This window comes from Streptomyces triticirhizae, from assembly GCF_003696235.1.
Taxonomy (GTDB): Bacteria; Actinomycetota; Actinomycetes; order Streptomycetales; family Streptomycetaceae; genus Streptomyces; species Streptomyces triticirhizae.
Genome location: NZ_RFFJ01000005.1, coordinates 1 through 19,526, shown reverse-complemented (window position 1 = coordinate 19,526; position 19,526 = coordinate 1). Strand labels below are relative to the sequence as shown.

Sequence of the window (19,526 nt, the reverse complement as noted above, 5' to 3'; positions counted from 1 at the left end):
AATGGCCGACGAACCGCTGGTCCTGGGCATCGAGACCTCCTGCGACGAGACGGGCGTGGGCGTGGTGCGCGGCACCACGCTGCTGGCCGACGCGGTCGCCTCCAGCGTCGACGACCACGCCCGCTACGGCGGCGTCGTCCCGGAGATCGCCAGCCGCGCGCACCTGGAGGCGATGGTTCCCACCATCGAACGGGCCCTGGCCCAGGCGGGCGTGGCGGCCGGCGACCTGGACGGCATCGCCGTCACGGCCGGCCCGGGCCTGGCCGGCGCGCTGCTGGTGGGCGTCTCGGCGGCCAAGGCGTACGCCTACGCGTTGGACAAGCCGCTCTACGGGGTGAACCACCTCGCCTCGCACATCTGCGTCGACCAGCTGGAGCACGGGCGGCTGCCCGAGCCGACCATGGCGCTGCTGGTCTCCGGCGGCCACTCCTCGCTGCTGCTGGCGCCCGACATCACCACGGACGTCCGCCCGTTGGGCGCCACCATCGACGACGCGGCGGGCGAGGCGTTCGACAAGGTCGCCCGGGTGCTGGGGCTCGGCTTCCCCGGCGGGCCCGCGATCGACCGGGAGGCGCGGGCCGGCGACCCGAACGCGATCGCCTTCCCGCGCGGGCTGACCGGGCCCAGGGACGCGCCGTTCGACTTCTCCTTCTCCGGGCTGAAGACGGCGGTGGCGCGCTGGGTCGAGACCCAGCGGCGGGCCGGCCTGGACGTGCCGGTGGCCGACGTGGCGGCCTCGTTCCAGGAGGCGGTCACCGACGTGCTCACCCGCAAGGCCGTCCGCGCCTGCCGCGAACAGGGCGTGGACCACCTGATGATCGGCGGCGGGGTGGCCGCCAACTCCCGGCTGCGCGCGATGGCCGAGGAGCGCTGCGCGGCCGCCGGCATCACCCTGCGGGTGCCCCGGCCCGGGCTGTGCACGGACAACGGCGCGATGGTGGCGGCGCTGGGCGCCGAGATGGTGGCCAGGAACCGGCCGCCGTCCGCGTGGGACCTGCCGGCCGACTCCTCGCTGCCGGTGACCGAGCCGCTGGTTCCGGCGGGGGAGCCGGGCTGATGGCGCTGGCGCTGATGTGGGAGGCGAAGGCCGCCCCGGGGCGGGGCGAGGACCTGCTGGCCTGGGCCCGCGCGCGGCGCCTGGACCCGGCGCCGGAGCGCAGGGAGACGTTCGTCGCGCCCCAGGACCGGGTGCTGGTGATCACCTGGTGGCCGGACGCGGTGCCCGTTCCGCCCGAACTCCCGGACCCGCCGGGGGAGTTGCTGGCCCGCCCGCCACACCGCTGGCGCTTCACACCGGTGGAGTCCTGACGTTCGCCAGCGGCCGGCCCAGGATCATGCTGGGGGCGCCTGCGACCCGGGTCAGGAAGACGGTGGCCGCGTTCCGCCCGCTGGGCCTGACCCGGCGCAGCAGCTCCTCGGGGGTGATCGCCGAGCCCCGCTTCTTGACGGTCAGCGTGCCGACGTCCCGCTCGCGCAGCAGCGCCCGCAGCCGCTTGAGGTGGAACGGCAGCACATCGGTGATCTCGTACGCCGTCGCGTAGGGGGTCGGCGCGGGCGCGTCGCCGGTCAGGTAGGCGATGCTCGGGTCCAGCAGCCGGCCTCCGATCGCCTCGGCCACCGCGCCCACCAGGCCGGCCCTGATCACCGCGCCGTCCGGCTCGTACAGGTAGCGTCCTGGCGCGCCGGCCGGGGCCGGCTCGGGGGCGCCGGCCAGCGAGTGGCCGCCGGGCAGCAGCGTGGCCCGGCGCAGCCCCGGCGTGGCGACGTCGCCGAACCACAGCACCGCCTCCTTGACCTCGCCCCGGTGGGAGACCCACTCGGCCTCGGCCTCGGGCGGGATCGCCTCGTGCGGCACGCCGGGGGCGATCTTCAGCGCGGCGTTCGGCAGCCGGGTGGCGGTGGCCAACGCCCAGGACAGCGGCGGCGAGTAGGACTCCGGGTCGAAGATCCGGCCCCGGCCGCCGCGCCGCGCCGGGTCCACGAACACCGCGTCCAAGGCGCCGACCCGCCCGCCGAGTTCGGCGTCCGCGACCGTCTCGACGGGCGCGCACCGCACCTCGATCCGGTCGGCCAGGCCCAGCGCCGCCGCGTTGGCCTCGGCGACCGCGCAGGTCAGCGGCGAACGGTCCACCGCGAGCACGCGCAGGCCGGCGCGGGCCAGCGCGATGGCGTCGCCGCCGATCCCGCAGCACAGGTCGGCGACCCGGCGCACGCCGGCGCGGGCCAGCCGGCTCGCGCGCCGGTCGGCGACGGAGGTCCGGGTGGCCTGTTCCAGCCCCTCGGGGGTGAAGTACATCGCGGCCGCGTCCGCGCCGAACTTGGCCTCGGCCCGCTGCCGCAGCCGGGCCTGCCCGAGCGCGGCGGCGACCAGCGCGGGCGGGTGCTCCCGGCGCAGCCGGGTCGCCACGGCCAGCTCCTCGGCCGGCGTGACCTCCCGCACCCGCTCCAGCAGCCGCTGGCCCGGCTCGGTGAGCAGGGCGGCGAACGCGGCGGTCGCGTCCGGGGCTTCGGGGTCCGGCGCGGGGGGTCGCTCGGGGGGGTGTTCGGGGGGTGGGGCCACCCGAGTCATTCTGCCCGGGCGGCCGGGGGCGGCTGCGGGGGAGTCGCGGTTCCCGGTGGCACCATCCCGAACCATGAAGCTAATCCGACAAGTAGTACAAAACGACTGGAAGGATCGGCTCAGGGTTCGGGCCCGCGCACCCCGCCATGCCCGCCCCCGCGCGACCGCCGCCCTCCTCGCCCGCCTCACCGCCCTGCGCGACAGCGGCCGGACGGGCCACGGCGGGTCGAGCAACGGCGGGTCGGGCCACGGGAGTCGGCCGCTCCGCGCCAGGCTGCGCCGCTACGGCGCGCTCGGCGGCGCCACCGTGCTGGCCGTGGTCTGCTCCGGCGTCGGCATCCCGCCCCCGCTGCGCCCCGACCCGCCGCCGGACGAGCCCCGTTGGCGCACCCTCACCGCCGAGATCGCGGCACCCACCGCCCGGGGCGCCCCGTTCCTCGGCGTGCCGCAGCGCGTGCAGGCGCCCGACATCGCGCACTCGCTCCAGGCGTACGCCGACCGGCTCCACCGCGCCGAAGTGCGCCGGGGCGCGGCCGTCAAGCAGTGGAAACTGCGCAAGGCGCCGCTGCGCGCGCCAACGCCCCCCGAGAAGAAGCCCGAGCTGACCACCGAGCCCGGGCATCTGAAGGGCGAGGGGCTGCCGCCGGTGATCGTCCAGGTGCCGACGGACGAGAAGGTCATCTTCCTGACCGTGGACGACGGCGCCGACAAGGACCCCGCGCTGCTGGAGATGCTGCGCGGCCTGGACGTTCCGATGAGCGGCTTCCTCTCCGACGAGGTCGCGCGCGAGGACTACGGCTACTTCCGCGAGGCCCGGCGCGCCGGCTACGGGATGCACAACCACTCGATCACCCACCGCCAGATGGACAAGCTCGGCGAGGCCGAGCAGCGCGCCGAGATCTGCGGTCAACAGGACATCCTGGAAAAGGAGTTGGGGCATCGCCCCAAGCTCTTCCGGCCGCCCTACGGGGCCTACGACGAGGCCACCCTGCGGGCCGCCGCCGCGTGCGGGATCGAGGTGGTGCCGCTGTGGGCGGCCGAGGCGTTCCCCGACCGGATCGAGTACGGGCGGGCCGACCGGAGGTTCCACCCCGGGGACATCGTGCTCACCCACTTCCGGGGCGAGGCCGAGTGGGACGCGGCGATGACGGACATGGTCCGCCGGCTGCTGGACGCCGCGACCGAGCAGGGCTTCGCCGTCGCGCGGTTGGAGGACTACCTGTGAGAACGCCCGCCGGGGCCGGCGCGTTGGCACTCTAGTTGACTGAGTGCTAACCGCGGCCTAGTCTCGTGGCTGGCACTCTCACTCAAAGAGTGCCAGACCGTGCGACAGGCGGACTCGGCACCCGCGACGACGGGTCCACCAGGTCGCCATCCAGCCATAGATAACCCCGTGAGATCTCCGAAGGGGGAGGTCGGATCGTGACGACCGCCAGCTCCAAGGTTGCCATCAAGCCGCTTGAGGACCGCATCGTGGTCCAGCCGCTCGACGCCGAGCAGACCACGGCCTCGGGCCTGGTCATTCCGGACACCGCCAAGGAGAAGCCCCAGGAGGGCACCGTCCTGGCCGTGGGCCCGGGCCGCTTCGAGGACGGCAACCGTCTGCCGCTCGACGTCAAGGTCGGCGACATCGTGCTGTACAGCAAGTACGGCGGCACCGAGGTCAAGTACAACAACGAGGAGTACCTCGTCCTCTCGGCCCGCGACGTTCTCGCGATCGTCGAGAAGTAACGCACCGACGCTTGTCGCGCCGCGCCTCGGAACCCGCGCTGTACCAGTTGCCGGGGCCGGGGCGCGGTCTGATTCCAGCGGCCTGATTGCGGCCTGACTCCAAGAGGAAACTAAGGGACACCCAAGACCCATGGCGAAGATCCTGAAATTCGACGAGGACGCCCGTCGGGCCCTTGAGCGCGGCGTCAACCAGCTGGCGGACGCGGTCAAGGTGACCATCGGCCCCAAGGGCCGCAACGTCGTGATCGACAAGAAGTTCGGCGCCCCCACCATCACCAACGACGGCGTCACCATCGCCCGCGAGGTCGAGGCCGAGGACCCCTACGAGAACCTCGGCGCCCAGCTGGTGAAGGAGGTGGCGACCAAGACCAACGACATCGCTGGTGACGGCACCACCACCGCGACCGTGCTCGCCCAGGCGCTGGTGCGCGAGGGCCTGCGGAACGTGGCCGCCGGCGCCTCCCCCTCCGGGCTGAAGCGCGGCATCGACGCGGCCGTCGCCGCCGTCGCCGACGACCTGCGGGCCAGCGCCCGACCGATCGACTCCAAGGAGGACATCGCCGCCGTGGCCGCGCTGTCCGCCCAGGACAAGCGGGTCGGCGAGCTGATCGCCGAGGCCATGGACAAGGTCGGCAAGGACGGCGTGATCACCGTCGAGGAGTCGCAGACCTTCGGCCTCGACCTGGACTTCACCGAGGGCATGGCCTTCGACAAGGGCTACCTCTCGCACTACATGGTCACCGACCAGGAGCGCATGGAGGCCGTTCTCGACGACCCCTACATCCTGATCCACCAGGGCAAGATCAGCTCCATCCAGGACCTGCTGCCCCTGCTGGAGAAGATCATGCAGTCCGGCGGCTCCCGGCCGCTGCTGATCATCGCCGAGGACGTCGAGGGCGAGGCCCTGTCCACGCTGGTGGTCAACAAGATCCGCGGCACCTTCAACTCGGTCGCGGTCAAGGCCCCCGGCTTCGGCGACCGCCGCAAGGCGATGCTCGGCGACATGGCCACCCTCACCGGCGGCACCGTGATCTCCGAGGAGGTCGGCCTCAAGCTCGACCAGGTCGGCCTGGAGGTGCTGGGCACCGCCCGCCGGGTCACCGTCACCAAGGACGACACCACCATCGTGGACGGCGCCGGTGACGCCGCCGCGATCCAGGACCGGGTCGCCCAGATCAAGGCCGAGATCGAGGCCACCGACTCCGACTGGGACCGTGAGAAGCTCCAGGAGCGCCTCGCCAAGCTCGCCGGCGGTGTCTGCGTGATCCGCGTCGGCGCGGCCACCGAGGTGGAGCTGAAGGAGAAGAAGCACCGCCTGGAGGACGCCATCTCCGCGACCCGCGCCGCGGTCGAGGAGGGCATCGTCCCCGGCGGCGGCGCCTCCCTGGTGCACTCCGCCAAGGTCCTGGAGAACGACCTGGACAGGACCGGCGACGAGGCCACCGGCGTGGCGATCGTCCGCCGCGCCGCCGTCGAGCCGCTGCGCTGGATCGCGGAGAACGCCGGCCTGGAGGGCTATGTCATCACCTCCAAGGTCGCCGACCTCGACAAGGGTCAGGGCTACAACGCGGCCACCGGCACCTATGGCGACCTGGTCAAGGACGGCGTCATCGACCCGGTGAAGGTCACCCGCTCCGCCCTCCAGAACGCGGCCTCCATCGCCGCGCTGCTGCTCACCACCGAGACCCTGGTGGTGGAGAAGAAGGAGGAGGAGCCGGAGGCCGGCGGTCACGGCCACGGCCACGGGCACGCGCACTGACGTCCCCGCACGACGGCCGGGCCCCGGGCCTCTCCTACAGTGCCACCAGGCCGAGTTGGGAGAGCAGGCCCAGCTGGTCCCAGTTCCACCAGGACTCGGCGAGCAGTCCGTGCTCGAAGCGGTGGGTGACCTGCCCGGTCACCCGCACCGGCCGGCCGGTGGCGCCCAGGCCCATGAGGTCCCCGCTGTGGGTGCCGGTCACGGTGAACCGGGTGGAGACCAGGTTCCCCTCGGCCACCTGGTCCTCGATCACGAACGTCGGCCGCAGCGTGCCAAGCCAGCGGGCCACGGAGGTCTTGGCGTCGGCCAGGTCGAGCGGCTCGTTGGGGCTGGCCGGGTCGTGCTCGTGGAAGTGCGGCACGCACAGCTCGTCGGCCACGCTCAGGGTGCCCTCGTTGATCACCTCGGTCAGATAGCGCCGCACCACCCGCTTGTTGAGTTCCTCGTCGCGCAGCACCTCCAGGTCGGTGAACCGGGGCACGTCGTCGCAGAGCGCCACCAGATGCCGGAAGATCCGTTCGGTCTCGGGGAGTTGGGAGTTCTCCCTGGCCGCCTCGCGGGAGGGGAACGTCGCCAGCATCATCAGGTGCGAGACGTCGCCCTCGTCCCTGGCGAGCACCACGCGGGTCAACGTCCGCTTCCCCCGGGTCGCCTCGATCCAGGTGTCCAGCAGCTCGTTGACCTCGTTGACACGGTGGGTGGTGAGTTCGACTACCTGTACAAAAATCATGGCCCGTCCATGGCTCGCGCGACTGATCCCCTGGCGAACCACTCTAGGCGAGTTGTGTTATTTGCCCGATTTTTCGGGGTCACCGGTCGGTCGTGCCGTCTCCCGCCGGGCGATCCGGCCCGGCCCATCGCCCCCACGGCGCGGCCCGAACTCCCGCCCCGCGCGCGCCGACACGCGGCCCAGCGCGCCCACCGGCAGCAGCCTGGCCGCGCCCAGCAGCGCCCTGTACCGGAAGCCCGGAACGCTCACCACCCGCCGCCGCGCAAGGTCGCGCAGCGCCGTGGCCACCACCCGGTCCGCGTCCAGCCACATCCAGCCGGGCAGCGCCGTCACGTCCATCTGGGCCCGCTGGTGGAACTCCGTGCGCACGAAGCCCGGGCACAGCGCCATCAGCCGCACCCCGCTGCCCGCCAGCTCCAGCGCCGCGCCCTCGGTGAACCGCACCACCCACGCCTTGGACGCGCCATAGGTGCCGCGCGGGACGAACGCCGCCACCGAGGCCACGTTCACCACCCCGCCGCGCCCGCGCTCCCGCATTCCCGGCACCGCCGCCGAGGTCAGCCGCAGCACCGCCTCGCAGTGCACGCGCAGCATCCGCAGCTCGTCGGCGAGCGGCGCGCGGGTGAAGCCGCCGCTCAGGCCGAAGCCGGCGTTGTTGACCAGCAGGTCGACCGGGCGCTCGGCGTCGGCCAGCCGCTCGGCCACCGCCTCCAGGCCCTCGTCGGTGGCCAGGTCGGCGGGCAGCGCGGTCGCCGCGACGCCGTGCCGTTCGGTCAACTCGGCCGCCAGGGCGGCCAGTCGCTCGCCGTTCCTGGCCACCAACACCAGGTCGAGGCCGTCGCCGGCCAGTCTGCGGGCGAAGGCCGCACCGATTCCGGCGGTCGCCCCGGTCACCAACGCTGTCGTCATGGGGCGACCGTAGTCGCTCGGGGGAGCGCGCCGGAACCGTGCGCGCGCCGGTCAGCGCTGGCGCTGGGCGCCGCTCTCGGCGAGCCCGCGCCTGGCCCGCCCGAGCAGCTCCTCGCGCTCGTCCTCCGTCAACCCGCCCCACACCCCGTAGGGCTCGCGCACGGAGAGCGCGTGCGCGGCGCACTCGGTCCGCACCGGGCACCGCATACACACCTCCTTCGCCGCCTCCTCCCGGGCGCTGCGCGCGGCCCCGCGCTCCCCCTCGGGGTGGAAGAACAGCGAGCTGTCCACGCCCCGACAGGCGGCCATCAACTGCCAGTCCCACAGATCGGCGTTGGGGCCGGGAAGGCGGGAGAAATCTGCCATGACATGTCCCATCGTCATCGGGGTCGTCGCCGCGACCGCACTCACGACCAGCACGTGCAACACGAGCAAGAAGAACCGTGGAAGTAGATGTAAATATGACTACCCGCCGAATATAGCCTGAGACACGTCAAAGCGGAAAAGAAGGACTAAATAGGGCAAACAGTCATAAGCCGGGACGGTGGCGTGTTGGTCGGAGTGGGGCTTCGGTGTGATGAGCTGGTCACGTACAGTGCAGATGCTGTGAGGTGGGAGGCCGTAACTCTTTCGGGTGACCATCGTTGAGAGGGCGGAGGCGGTTGGCTCGGCTGTCAACCGCCGGCACGACGACTCACACTCCCTGGAGGCTCAAGGTGACGCGCATCAGCTGCGGAGGGCGGCCATGACTTCTGTCCTTGTCTGCGACGACTCCCCGCTCGCCCGGGAGGCGCTCCGCCGCGCGGTCGCGACCGTGCCCGGCGTCGAGCGGGTCACGACGGCGGCCAACGGCGAGGAGGTCCTCCGCCGCTGGGGCGCCGACCGCTCGGACCTCATCCTGATGGACGTCAGGATGCCGGGACTCGGCGGCGTCGAGACGGTCCGGCGGCTGCTCTCGGCCGACCCCGGCGCCCGCATCATCATGTTGACGGTGGCCGAGGACCTCGACGGCGTGGCGCTGGCCGTCGCCGCCGGCGCCCGTGGCTACCTCCACAAGGACGCCTCCCGCGCCGAGTTGCGCGCCACGGTCACCCAGGCCCTGGCCGACCCGACCTGGCGGCTGGCCCCCCGCCGGCTGCGGTCCTCCGACATGGGCGCGGCGCCCACGCTGACCGCGCGCGAGATCCAGGTCCTGGAGGGCATGAGCCACGGCCGGTCCAACGCGGAGATCGGCCGTGAGTTGTTTCTCTCCGAGGACACGGTCAAGACCCATGCCCGTCGGCTGTTCAAGAAGTTGGGCGCCTCGGACCGCGCACACGCCGTGGCCTTGGGTTTTCGTTGGGGTCTGGTCCGCTGACCGCACCCGGTGCACGGCTCGGGACGGGGTGTTCGCCGCCGGCGCTCCACCCCGTCCGGCGGGGAGCGGGACACGAACGGTCCTCCGGTGTCGCATCCTGGAAGCATGAAGCTCCTTGGGGACGAGCCAGCCGGGTGTGAAGGGGAGGGCCAGGAACGTGACCTTCAGCGCTCCCGCGCATAACGCTTCGGTGCACAACTCCGCCTCCGCCGCCACGGAGCGGCCGGCGGGGGTGCACCATGGACCGATGCGCGATGACGACACCTCGGCGATCGCCGCCCTGGCGCATCGTGCGGCCACGGGGGACGCCCAGGCCACCCACGACCTGTTGGCCCACGTGCATCCGCTGGCCCTGCGCTACTGCCGGGTCCGGCTGTCCCGACTCCCGGGCGAGGCGCGGCACTTCGTGGACGACCTGGCGCAGGAGGTCTGTCTGGCGGTGCTCTGCGCGCTGCCGCGCTACCGCGACACCGGGCGCCCGTTCGACGCGTTCGTCGTCGCCATCGCCCAGCACAAGGTCGCCGACCTCCAGCGCGCCGCGCTGCGGCACCCCGGCAGCATGGCGGTGCCCTCGGACGAGATGCCCGAGCGGCCCGACGACTCGCTGGGCCCCGAGGAGCGCGCGCTGCTGTCCAGCGACGCCGAGTGGGCCAGGAAGCTGCTGGCCAACCTGCCCGCGCACCTGCGGGAGCTGGTGCTGCTGCGGGTCGCCGTCGGGCTGACCGCCGAGGAGACCGGGCACCGGCTGGGAATGTCTCCGGGCGCCGTGCGCGTTGCCCAGCACCGCGCCCTCAGCAGGCTCAGGGCGCTCGCCGGCCGATAGGCCGAGCGGGTGGCGCGGGGTCGTAAGCTGGACACCCCGGCCGGGTGAGCTGGAGGGGAGTTGTCCGGTTCATTTCGGTTCGTTCGGAAAGTGGTGTCATGACTGATCACGTGGGCGAGGTGCCGCAGAAGTTCGCGGCGCTCGGGCTGACCTTCGACGATGTGCTGTTGCTGCCCGGCCCGGCGGATCTGGCGCCCGGTGACATCGACACCTCCTCGCAGCTGTCCCGCAACGTCCGGGTGAACATCCCGCTGCTCTCCGCCGCGATGGACAAGGTCACCGAGGCGCGGATGGCGATCGCCATGGCCCGCCAGGGCGGCGCCGGGGTGCTGCACCGCAACCTCTCGATCGAGGAGCAGGCCGCCCAGGTCGACCGGGTCAAGCGCTCCGAGTCCGGGATGGTCACCGACCCCATCACCATCAGGCCGGACGCCACCCTCAGCGAGGCCGACGAGCTGTGCGGCCGGTACCGGATCAGCGGCGTCCCGGTCACCGACGCCTCCGGGAAGCTGCTGGGCATCGTGACCAACCGCGACATGGCCTTCGAGACGGACCGCTCCCGCGAGGTGCGGGCCGTGATGACGCCGATGCCGCTGGTCACCGGGCAGGTCGGGATCTCCGCGCGGGAGGCCGTCGAGCTGCTGCGCCGGCACAAGATCGAGAAGCTGCCGCTGGTCGACGACTCCGGCCGGCTCAAGGGCCTGATCACCGTCAAGGACTTCGTCAAGGCCGAGCAGTACCCCAACGCCGCCAAGGACGCCGAGGGCCGGCTGATCGTGGGCGCCGCCGTGGGCGTCACGGGTGACGCCTACGAGCGGGCCGAGGCGCTGATCGAGGCCGGCGTCGACTTCGTGGTGGTGGACACCGCGCACGGCCACTCGCGGCTGGTGCCGGAGATGGCCGCCAAGATCAAGGCCAACCACGGCGACGTGGACGTCGTCGCGGGCAACGTCGCCACCAGGGACGGCGCCCAAGCGCTGATCGACGCGGGCGTGGACGGCATCAAGGTCGGCGTCGGGCCAGGCTCGATCTGTACCACCCGGGTGGTCGCCGGCATCGGGGTGCCGCAGGTCACCGCGATCTACGAGGCGTCGCTGGCGGCCCGCGAGGCGGGCGTGCCGGTGATCGGCGACGGCGGCCTCCAGTACAGCGGCGACATCGCCAAGGCGCTGGTGGCCGGCGCGGACACGGTGATGCTGGGCAGCCTGCTGGCGGGCTGCGAGGAGTCCCCGGGCGAGTTGCAGTTCATCAACGGCAAGCAGTTCAAGTCGTACCGGGGCATGGGCTCGCTGGGCGCCATGCAGTCACGGGGCGAGCGGCGTTCCTACTCCAAGGACCGGTACTTCCAGCAGGGCGTGGGCGACGACGACAAGCTGATCCCCGAGGGCATCGAGGGCCAGGTGCCCTACCGTGGCCCGCTGGCCTCCGTCGTCCACCAGCTGGTGGGCGGGCTGCACCAGTCGATGTACTACCTCGGCGGGCGCACCGTTCCGGAGATCAAGGAGCGCGGGCAGTTCGTGCGGATCACCTCGGCGGGGCTCAAGGAGAGCCACCCGCACGACATCCAGATGACCACGGAGGCCCCCAACTACTCGCGGCGGTGAGCGGGGTCGGGGCCGTCGGGGCGGCATCGGTGATACTGGGGGCGCACATCGCATGGAAGGGCTCTACCTGTGACTGAGATCGAGATCGGGCGCGGCAAGCGCGGCCGGCGCGCCTACGCCTTCGACGACATCGCCGTGGTGCCCTCGCGCCGCACCCGCGACCCGAAGGAGGTCTCGATCGCCTGGCAGATCGACGCCTACCGCTTCGAGCTGCCGTTCCTGGCCGCGCCGATGGACTCGGTCGTCTCGCCGCGGACGGCGATCCGCATCGGGGAGCTGGGCGGTCTCGGGGTGCTCAACCTGGAGGGTCTGTGGACCCGCTACCCGGACCCTGAGCCGCTGCTGGCGGAGATCGCCGGGCTTGAGGAGGACCGGGCCAACCGGCGGCTCCAGGAGATCTACGCGGCGCCCATCCAGGAGGAGCTGATCTTCCAGCGCATCCGCGAGGTCAGGGATGCCGGCGTGGTCACGGCCGCGGCGCTGTCGCCGCAGCGGACGGCGCAGTTCTCCAAGGCCGTGCTGGACGCCGGCGTGGACATCTTCGTGATCCGGGGCACCACGGTCTCCGCCGAGCATGTCTCGGGCGCGGCCGAGCCGTTGAACCTCAAGCAGTTCATCTACGAGCTGGACGTTCCGGTGATCGTGGGCGGCTGCGCGACCTACACCGCCGCGCTGCACCTGATGCGCACCGGCGCGGCCGGGGTGCTGGTGGGCTTCGGCGGCGGCGCCGCGCACACCACGCGGAACGTGCTGGGCATCCAGGTGCCGATGGCCACGGCGGTGGCCGACGTCGCCGCCGCCCGGCGGGACTACCTGGACGAGTCGGGCGGGCGCTACGTCCATGTGATCGCGGACGGCGGCGTCGGCTGGTCCGGCGACCTGCCGAAGGCGATCGCCTGCGGCGCCGACGCCGTGATGATGGGCTCCCCGCTGGCCCGCGCCACGGACGCGCCGGGGCGTGGCCACCACTGGGGCATGGAGGCGGTCCACGAGGACGTGCCGCGCGGCAAGAAGGTGCACCTGGGCACGGTCGGCACCACCAAGGAGGTGCTCACCGGCCCCTCGCACATCCCCGACGGCTCGATGAACTTCTTCGGCGCGCTGCGGCGGGCGATGGCCACCACGGGGTACTCGGAGCTGAAGGAGTTCCAGCGGGTCGAGGTCACGGTGGCCCGCTCCCGCTGAACCGGCGGACTTCCGGGGGCCGTTCACCGTCTGGGGCGTTCACAGGCGGTGGGCGGCCCCCGCCGGTGTGGCGCCCCTGGTGTCGAAGAGCAGCTGCGCCTTGGCGGCCAGGCCCTGGAGGTCGTAGGTGCCGTGGTGGGTCAGCAGCAGCGTCAGGTCGGCGACGGCGGCCGACTCGTACGGTGAGTCTGCGCGCGGCACCCGCCGGCCCGCCACCCGCCACTCGCTGACGCACGGGTCGTGGAAGCTGAGCTGGGCGCCCAGCGTCAGCAGCCGGGAGGCGATCTCGCGGGCCGGGCCGCGTTCCAGGGCGGGCAGCTCGGGGCGGTGCGCGACGCCGAGCAGCAGCACATGGGCGCCCCTGGCCGACTTGCCGTGCTCGTTGAGCAGCGCGGTGGCCCGCTGGGTGACATAGCCGGGCATCCGCTCGTTGACCTCCCGGGCCAGGCCGACCAGGCGCAGCCGGTTGCCCGGGTTGACCGGGGCGTCAGGTCCCGCCGGCCCCGGGCCGGGGCGGCAGATGCCGGGGGCGGGGGAGCGGGTCTCGGCGCAGCGGACCACGTCCCACAGGTCGATGCCCAACTCGTGGCAGAACATGGCCATCTCGTTGATCAGAGCCATGCCGACGTGCTGGACGTTGGTCTCCAGGACCTTCACCGTCTCCGCCTCGCGCAGGCCACGGGCGCGCACCACCTTGTCGGTGAGCCGGCCGTAGAACGCGGCGGCCGCCTCGACGCAGTCGGGCGTCAGGCCGCCGATCACGCGCGGCGGGGCGGCGTGGCCGCCGGGCGCGGCGGGGTCCAAACGGCCGGGGGCGTGCGCCAGTTGGAAGTCGCGCCCGGCGCGCAGCCCCGAGCCGCGCTCCAGCACGGGGCGCAACACGCCCTCGGTGGTGCCGGGCGGCACGGTGGACTCCAGCACCACCAGGGTGCGGGGCCGCAGCCGGGGCGCGAGGGTGGCGGCGGCCTCGCGCACCGCGTTGAGGTCGGGGGCGCCCCGGTCGTCGGGCGGGGTGGGCGCGCAGATCAGCGCGGTGCGGACCCGGCCGAGCACGACCGGGTCGCTGGCCGCGCGGAAGCCGCCGGCCAGCATCCGGCGCAGCGCCGGCGCGGAGAGCGAGGCGTCGCCGGGCGGGCGCCCCGCGTTCAAGCCGGCGGCGATCCGGGCATCCGGTACGAAGGCGACCGTGCAGATGCCGGCGGCGGTGGCCGCCTGGGCGGCGGGCAGTCCCAGTGGCCCAAGACCGAGGACGGCGAGATCAGCGGGCATACGCGGGCGGCTCCCTTCCCTTCTGCCGCTCCCCGGGGAGGGCATATGCGCTCCGGTCAGGTTACGGGCATATATGACAGATACGGTGGATTGGTCCGGTTCAACAGGCCGAGGGGACGCGCCCGGGCGGCGAACTCGGTGGAGCTGGGGGAGTCTGAAGATGGCCACGGATCGACGGAGCGGGCAACGCCAGGGGCGGCACGCACGCGAGATGCCAGGGAGGCAGCGGTGAGGACAGCGACGCTAGGACCGGAACAGCGGGCCGAGGCACTGGCCCGGATGGCGGAACGGGAGTTGGACGTCCTCGTGGTCGGCGGCGGCGTGGTCGGCGCCGGCACCGCGTTGGACGCCACCACCCGGGGCCTGTCCACCGGACTGGTGGAGGCCAGGGACTGGGCGGCCGGCACGTCGAGCCGGTCGAGCAAGCTGATCCACGGCGGGCTGCGCTATCTGGAGATGCTGGACTTCGGCCTGGTCAGGGAGGCGCTGCGGGAACGCGGCCTGCTGCTCAGCCGGATCGCCCCGCACCTGGTGCGGCCGGTGCCGTTCCTCTACCCGCTGCGCCACCGGGGCTGGGAACGCTTCTACGCCGGCTCGGGCGTGGCGCTCTACGACGCGATGTCGCTCTCCTCGGGCCACGGGCGTGGCCTGCCGACCCACCGTCACCTGACCCGTTCCCACGCGCTGCGGGTCGCGCCCTGCCTGCGGAAGGACGCGCTGGTCGGCGCGTTGCAGTACTACGACGCGCAGGTGGACGACGCCCGGTTCGTCGCCGCCCTGGTCCGCACCGCCGCCAGCTACGGCGCCCGGGTCGCCAACCGGGCGCGGGTGACCGAGTTCCTCCGCGAGGGGGAGCGCGTGGTGGGCGTGCGGGTGCTGGACCTGGAGAGCGGCAACGGGCGCGGGGACGGGAACGGCGGCGGGGACGGCGCCGGTTCGGGGGAGTTCCGCACCTACGAGATCCGCGCGAAGCAGGTCGTCAACGCCACCGGGGTGTGGACCGACGACACCCAGGCGATGATCGCCGAGCGCGGCCAGTTCCATGTCAAGGCATCCAAGGGCATCCACCTGGTGGTGCCCAAGGACCGCATCCACTCCTCGACCGGGCTCATCCTGCGGACCGAGACCAGCGTGCTCTTCGTGATCCCCTGGGGCCGGCACTGGATCGTCGGCACCACCGACACCGCCTGGGACCTGGACAAGGCGCACCCCGCCGCGTCCAGCGCCGACATCGACTACCTGCTGGAACACGTCAACTCCGTGCTGGCCGTTCCGCTCACCCGGGACGACGTGGAGGGCGTCTACGCCGGGCTGCGGCCGTTGCTCGCCGGCGAGTCGGACGCCACCAGCAAGCTCTCGCGTGAGCACACCGTGGCCCACCCGGTGCCGGGCCTGGTGGTGGTCGCCGGCGGGAAGTACACCACCTACCGGGTGATGGCCAAGGACGCGGTGGACGCGGCGGTGCACGGGCTGGACCGGCGGGTCGCGTCCTGCTGCACGGAGGAGATCCGGCTGGCGGGCGCCGAGGGGTTCGCTGCGCTGTGGAACGCGCGGGGCCGGATCGCCGCCAGGTCCGGGCTGCACGAGGCCAGAGTGGAGCATCTGCTGCGCCGCTACGGCTCCCTGACGCAGGAACTGCTCGACCTGATCGTCGCCGACCCGCGCCTCGGCCAGCCGCTGCCGGCCGCCGACGACTACCTCAAGGCCGAGATCGTGTACGCCTGTTCGCACGAGGGCGCCCGGCACCTGGAGGACGTGCTGACCCGGCGCACCCGGATCTCCATCGAGACCTTCGACCGGGGCACCCGAAGTGCCCAGGAGTGCGCCGAGTTGATGGGTGGTGTGCTGGGCTGGTCGGACGCGCAGGTGGCGCGTGAGGTGGAGCACTATCTGAAGCGGGTGGAGGCGGAGCGCGAGTCGCAGCTCCAGCCCGACGACCAGACGGCGGACGCGGCGCGGCTGGGGGCGCCGGACACCGTTCCGCTCTGAAGCCCCGGCCCTGGTCCCGGTCCCCGGCCCCCGTGTGAGGTCTCCCAACTGCCGGTCCGCCCGGCCGTGTTGCCGGTTGGGTCGCCGGTCTCCTTGTTGATTTCGTTACTGATCGACTCGGGCGGGCGGGTCGCCCGGCGCCCCGGATGTCATACGGATGGGTGACAATGGCCGGGGAAGCCGGAGGGGACGCACGCATGGGCCAGGACAACGGGGCAAACGAGTCGAGGCTGCGCCGGCAGTCGCACGAGGACGAGGGCGAGGTCGGCGGCGAGGTCGCGGCCGAGGCCGACGGCGAGGGCGGGGGCGCGGACGGGGGCGCCGGGCCCGGCGCCGCGTCAGCGTCGGCCGGGGGCAGGGGCGTTGCCGAGGGCGCGGGCGTTGCCGAGGGCGCGGCGGAGGACGGCGGCGCGGACGGTGCCGACGGGGTGGACCGGCCGACCACCAAGGTCGCCCCGGGCCGCCGGAGCGACGCGACCCGGCTGCTGAACGGGCGTTACCGGCTGGGCTCCGTCGTCGGGCGCGGCGGCATGGGCACGGTGTGGCGGGCCACCGACGAGGTGCTCGGCCGTTCCGTCGCGGTCAAGGAGCTGCGGCTGTCGGCCGGGGTCGACGAGGCCGAGCGCAAGCGCATGATCACCCGCACTCTGCGGGAGGCCAAGGCCATCGCCACCATCCGCAGCCGAGGCGTCGTCACCATCTACGACGTGGTCGACGAGGGCTCGCGGCCGTGGATCGTGATGGAGCTGATCGAGGGGCGCTCGCTGGCCGACATCATCCGGCAGGACGGCCCGATGTCCCCGCGCCGGGCCGCCGAGATCGGCCTGGCCATCCTCGACGTGCTGCGCGACGCGCACGGCGCCGGCATCCTCCACCGGGACGTCAAGCCGTCCAACGTGATCGTCGCCGACGACGAGGGCCGGGTGGTGCTGACGGACTTCGGCATCGCCAAGGTCGAGGGCGACCCGTCCATCACCTCCACCGGGATGCTGGTGGGCGCGCCCTCCTACATCTCGCCCGAGCGGGCCAGGGGCGCCTCGCCCGGGCCGCCGGCGGACATCTGGTCGCTGGGCGCGCTCCTCTACTGCTGCGTCGAGGGCCGCCCGCCCTACGACGAGGGCAGCGCCATCGCCACCCTGGCCGCCGTGATGCACGACCCGGTGCCGCCGCCGACCCAGGCGGGCGACCTGACCGAGCTGATCATGGAGTCGCTGCGGAAGAAGCCGGAGGAGCGGCCGGCGGAGCCCCGGGTGCGGGAGCTGCTCAACGAGGTGTTGGGCGGCGGGGAGGGTTCGGGTTCGATCACGGACCACCAGACGTTGATGGTCGGGCGGCGCCCCACGCCCAAGCCGGGCTCCACGTCGGCCGTTCGCGGCGGGGCGGGCGCTGCGGGAGGGGCGGCCGGCGGGGCGGCCAAGGGCGGTTCCACCGCCGGGACTTCGGCCGGTGCCGCCGCCGCGCGCTCCTCCGCCCGTTCCTCCGCGCCGGCGGTCTCGCCGAAGCCGGGCGCGAGCGACCCGCGCACGCCGGCGCGTGCGACGGCGGCCGTCTCCGCCGACGTCGCCCCCGAGGCCACCGGCGCTGCCTCGGACGCTCCCGGCACGCCGCCCCCTCCCGTGCGGTCCGGCGGCGCGGCGGACGCGGCCGAACGGCGCCGGCTGATGCTGGCGATCGGCGCGGTCGCGGTGGCGCTGGTCGTGCTCGGCACGGCCGTGGTGATCTGGCTCTCCGGCGGCGACGACGCCTCCGACGAGGGCGGCAGCGGCGGTCAGGAGCAGGGCGAGACCGAGGGGCAGGCGGGTCAGGAGGGGAACGACCCCGACCCCGAGGGCGAGTCCGACGGCGGCGCCGGCGAGACGGAGAACGGCGGCGGCGAGGCCTCGGGCGAGTCAGGAGAGACGGGGGAGACGGGTGACTCCGCCGAGTCCGGTGGCGGCGAGGACGCCGGCGGCGGGGACGATGGCCCGCCCGGCACCTCCCCGGAGAACGACCCGGACGCCGAGCCGGACAGCCCGACCGGCTACGCCCAAGTCGTCGACGCGGACTTCCACTTCAGCATCTCGCTGCCGCAGGGCTGGGAGCGGGTGGGCATAGCCGGGCAGAACTCGGGCGCCATCTACGCGGCCGAGCCCGGCAGCCCGGTCAAGGTTCAGGTCGACTTCAACGACCGGCCCGGCGCCGACGCCGAGGCCGCCTGGCGCGACCTGGAGCCGGCCGTGCGGAGCAACAGCCGGGACTACGAGCGGATCGGCATCGAGAGCATCGAGTGGCGCGACTATCCGACGGTCGCCGACTGGCAGTTCGAAAGGGTCGAGGACGGGGAAAGAGTCCGGGTGCTCAACCGTGGCTTCAAGGTCGACGATGACCGGGGCTACGCGATCATGATCACCTGTCCGGTGGACGCGTGGGAGGAGGGCTCGTGCCGCACGCTGCGCGAGACGGCCTTCCAGACCTTCGCACCGCTGGAGTGAGGCGCGTTCCCGTTCGCCCGCCGGCGCCCGGCAGCCGGTTCGCTCCCGGCCGATCGCTCCTGCTTGAGCGCATCTGGACGAGAGTGACCGGATCTGACTGGGGTTGGCGTAGGGCTGAATGGGACTGAGAAGAATCGTCAGTTGACGGACCGTAGCCGAGCGGGTGCCCCGCGCCGTATCGTGGGAAGCCGTCCGGCGGGTGGGCACGCGGTGGGGAGGCGCAAGGTGGACAAGTACGCGGGGCGGCTGCTGGCCGATCGCTACCGGCTGCCCCAAACCCCGTCGGACGAGTTCGAGTTCGTGGAGTCCCGGGCCTTCGACACCGCCAGCGGCCAGGAGGTCCTGGTGCGGCAGGTGCCGCTGCCCGAGGTCGTGGACGCCGAGTTGGTGGACGGCCCCGGCCGGCACGGCGGCGCGGCGGGCGCGGGGCGCGGCGCGGGCGCCGACCGCGCCACCAGGACGCCCGACGACCCCGTGGTCCGGCGGGCCGTCGAGGCCGCCACGGCGGCGGCGGCGCTGCCCGACCACCCGAGGCTCGACCAGGTCTTCGACGTCTTCGTGCAGGGCGACGGGCTGTGGATCGTCAGTGAGTTAGTCCCCGCGAGGCCGCTGGCCGCGCTGCTGGCGGAGGAACGCCTCGGGCCCTACCGCGCGGCCGAGGTGGCCGCCGACCTGCTGGCCGCGCTGCGGATCGTGCACGCGCACGGCTGGACCCACCGCAATGTCACCGCGCGCACGGTGCTGATCTGCGACGACGGCCGTGCCGTGCTGACCGGCCTGGCGGCCGGCGCGGCGGAGGAAGTCCTCTGCGGCTACGACCCGTTGCCCGCGCCCGACATCCCCGACACCTTCGCCGCGCACCCGAGGAAGGGCATCTCGGGCCCTGAGCCCGGGCCCGGCTCCTCGGGCCGGGTGGCCATGGAGAAGCCGGCGGGATGGCCGCCGGGCGGCGGTGGCGGGGCGCCGGGGCCTGGAACGGCCGGTGTTGGCGGCGTGCCGGCGCCTGGTCCCGCCGGTGCCGGTGCGGGTGGCTGGCCGGGGAACGACCCGGCGGGTGTGGGCCGGCCGGACAACGTTCCCCGTGCGGGCGCTGGCGCACCCGACGAGCCCACGGGCGCGGGCGGTTGGCCGCCCGCGCC

Annotated in this window: 17 protein-coding genes; 12 read left to right on the top strand and 5 right to left on the bottom strand. The window is 73.3% G+C overall.

Annotated elements, in window-relative coordinates:
- Position 1 precedes the first annotated feature (1 nt).
- On the top strand, positions 2 to 1,057 hold the full coding sequence (tsaD, locus tag EBN88_RS02080) for a tRNA (adenosine(37)-N6)-threonylcarbamoyltransferase complex transferase subunit TsaD (protein WP_122182047.1): 1,056 nt from the start codon (positions 2 to 4) through the stop codon (positions 1,055 to 1,057).
- Positions 1,057 to 1,308: a hypothetical protein gene (locus EBN88_RS02075; RefSeq protein ID WP_122182046.1), complete on the top strand. Its 252-nt coding sequence runs from the start codon at positions 1,057 to 1,059 to the stop codon at positions 1,306 to 1,308. Before tsaD ends, EBN88_RS02075 begins: the two co-directional genes overlap by 1 nt.
- On the opposite strand, the gene EBN88_RS02070 is transcribed toward EBN88_RS02075, so the two are convergent.
- A complete protein-coding gene (locus tag EBN88_RS02070) occupies positions 1,289 to 2,560 on the bottom strand; it encodes a THUMP-like domain-containing protein (RefSeq protein WP_407703364.1) in 1,272 nt (423 codons plus the stop codon). The two genes, EBN88_RS02075 and EBN88_RS02070, sit on opposite strands and share 20 nt — an antisense overlap.
- A 73-nt stretch (positions 2,561 to 2,633) precedes the next feature.
- Here EBN88_RS02070 and EBN88_RS02065 point away from each other — a divergent pair, with 73 nt between their 5' ends.
- From EBN88_RS02065 to groL, 3 genes are all read left to right on the top strand, one after another.
- Positions 2,634 to 3,785, top strand: a complete 1,152-nt coding sequence (locus EBN88_RS02065; RefSeq protein WP_122182044.1) for a polysaccharide deacetylase family protein — start codon at positions 2,634 to 2,636, stop codon at positions 3,783 to 3,785.
- A 197-nt stretch (positions 3,786 to 3,982) separates the two neighbouring features.
- Positions 3,983 to 4,291, top strand: coding sequence for a co-chaperone GroES (groES, locus tag EBN88_RS02060; RefSeq protein ID WP_097230433.1), 309 nt, complete (start codon positions 3,983 to 3,985; stop codon positions 4,289 to 4,291).
- A gap of 130 nt (positions 4,292 to 4,421) precedes the next feature.
- Positions 4,422 to 6,050: a chaperonin GroEL gene (gene groL / locus EBN88_RS02055; RefSeq protein ID WP_122182043.1), complete on the top strand. Its 1,629-nt coding sequence runs from the start codon at positions 4,422 to 4,424 to the stop codon at positions 6,048 to 6,050.
- Positions 6,051 to 6,084: 34 nt separating this feature from the next.
- Here groL and EBN88_RS02050 read toward each other — a convergent pair whose 3' ends face one another.
- From EBN88_RS02050 to EBN88_RS02040, 3 genes are read right to left on the bottom strand one after another with little or no spacing between them, the layout of a single operon-like run.
- On the bottom strand, positions 6,085 to 6,780 hold the full coding sequence (locus EBN88_RS02050) for an ester cyclase (RefSeq protein ID WP_233580389.1): 696 nt from the start codon (positions 6,778 to 6,780) through the stop codon (positions 6,085 to 6,087).
- Between the two features lie 57 nt (positions 6,781 to 6,837).
- Positions 6,838 to 7,689 (bottom strand): SDR family NAD(P)-dependent oxidoreductase, encoded by an 852-nt coding sequence (locus EBN88_RS02045; protein ID WP_122182042.1) that lies wholly within the window; start codon positions 7,687 to 7,689, stop codon positions 6,838 to 6,840.
- 51 nt (positions 7,690 to 7,740) lie between these two features.
- A complete protein-coding gene (locus EBN88_RS02040) occupies positions 7,741 to 8,055 on the bottom strand; it encodes a WhiB family transcriptional regulator (protein ID WP_122182108.1) in 315 nt (104 codons plus the stop codon).
- 379 nt (positions 8,056 to 8,434) lie between these two features.
- On the opposite strand from EBN88_RS02040, the gene EBN88_RS02035 reads away from it, so the two are divergent.
- The 4 genes from EBN88_RS02035 to EBN88_RS02020 all read left to right on the top strand — a co-directional run bounded on the left by EBN88_RS02035 (position 8,435) and on the right by EBN88_RS02020 (position 12,658).
- On the top strand, positions 8,435 to 9,046 hold the full coding sequence (locus tag EBN88_RS02035) for a response regulator transcription factor (protein ID WP_019431595.1): 612 nt from the start codon (positions 8,435 to 8,437) through the stop codon (positions 9,044 to 9,046).
- Positions 9,047 to 9,293: 247 nt separating this feature from the next.
- A complete protein-coding gene (gene shbA / locus EBN88_RS02030; protein WP_325052713.1) occupies positions 9,294 to 9,869 on the top strand; it encodes an RNA polymerase sigma factor ShbA in 576 nt (191 codons plus the stop codon).
- 98 nt (positions 9,870 to 9,967) lie between these two features.
- A complete protein-coding gene (gene guaB, locus EBN88_RS02025; protein WP_122182040.1) occupies positions 9,968 to 11,473 on the top strand; it encodes an IMP dehydrogenase in 1,506 nt (501 codons plus the stop codon).
- 69 nt (positions 11,474 to 11,542) lie between these two features.
- Entirely contained in the window at positions 11,543 to 12,658 is a 1,116-nt protein-coding gene (locus EBN88_RS02020; RefSeq protein ID WP_122182039.1) for a GuaB3 family IMP dehydrogenase-related protein, read from the top strand.
- Positions 12,659 to 12,697: 39 nt separating this feature from the next.
- Here the strand turns inward: EBN88_RS02020 and EBN88_RS02015 are convergent, their stop codons facing one another.
- On the bottom strand, positions 12,698 to 13,927 hold the full coding sequence (locus tag EBN88_RS02015) for a nucleotide sugar dehydrogenase (RefSeq protein ID WP_122182038.1): 1,230 nt from the start codon (positions 13,925 to 13,927) through the stop codon (positions 12,698 to 12,700).
- A gap of 228 nt (positions 13,928 to 14,155) precedes the next feature.
- Between EBN88_RS02015 and EBN88_RS02010 the strand changes: the two genes are divergently transcribed.
- The 3 genes from EBN88_RS02010 to EBN88_RS01995 form a co-directional block, all read left to right on the top strand.
- Entirely contained in the window at positions 14,156 to 15,916 is a 1,761-nt protein-coding gene (locus EBN88_RS02010) for a glycerol-3-phosphate dehydrogenase/oxidase (RefSeq protein ID WP_122182037.1), read from the top strand.
- A gap of 197 nt (positions 15,917 to 16,113) precedes the next feature.
- Positions 16,114 to 18,387 (top strand): serine/threonine-protein kinase, encoded by a 2,274-nt coding sequence (locus EBN88_RS02000; RefSeq protein WP_233580388.1) that lies wholly within the window; start codon positions 16,114 to 16,116, stop codon positions 18,385 to 18,387.
- 225 nt (positions 18,388 to 18,612) lie between these two features.
- Positions 18,613 to 19,526 (top strand): protein kinase (locus tag EBN88_RS01995; RefSeq protein WP_325052712.1); only part of this gene is annotated, 914 nt, incomplete at its 3' end.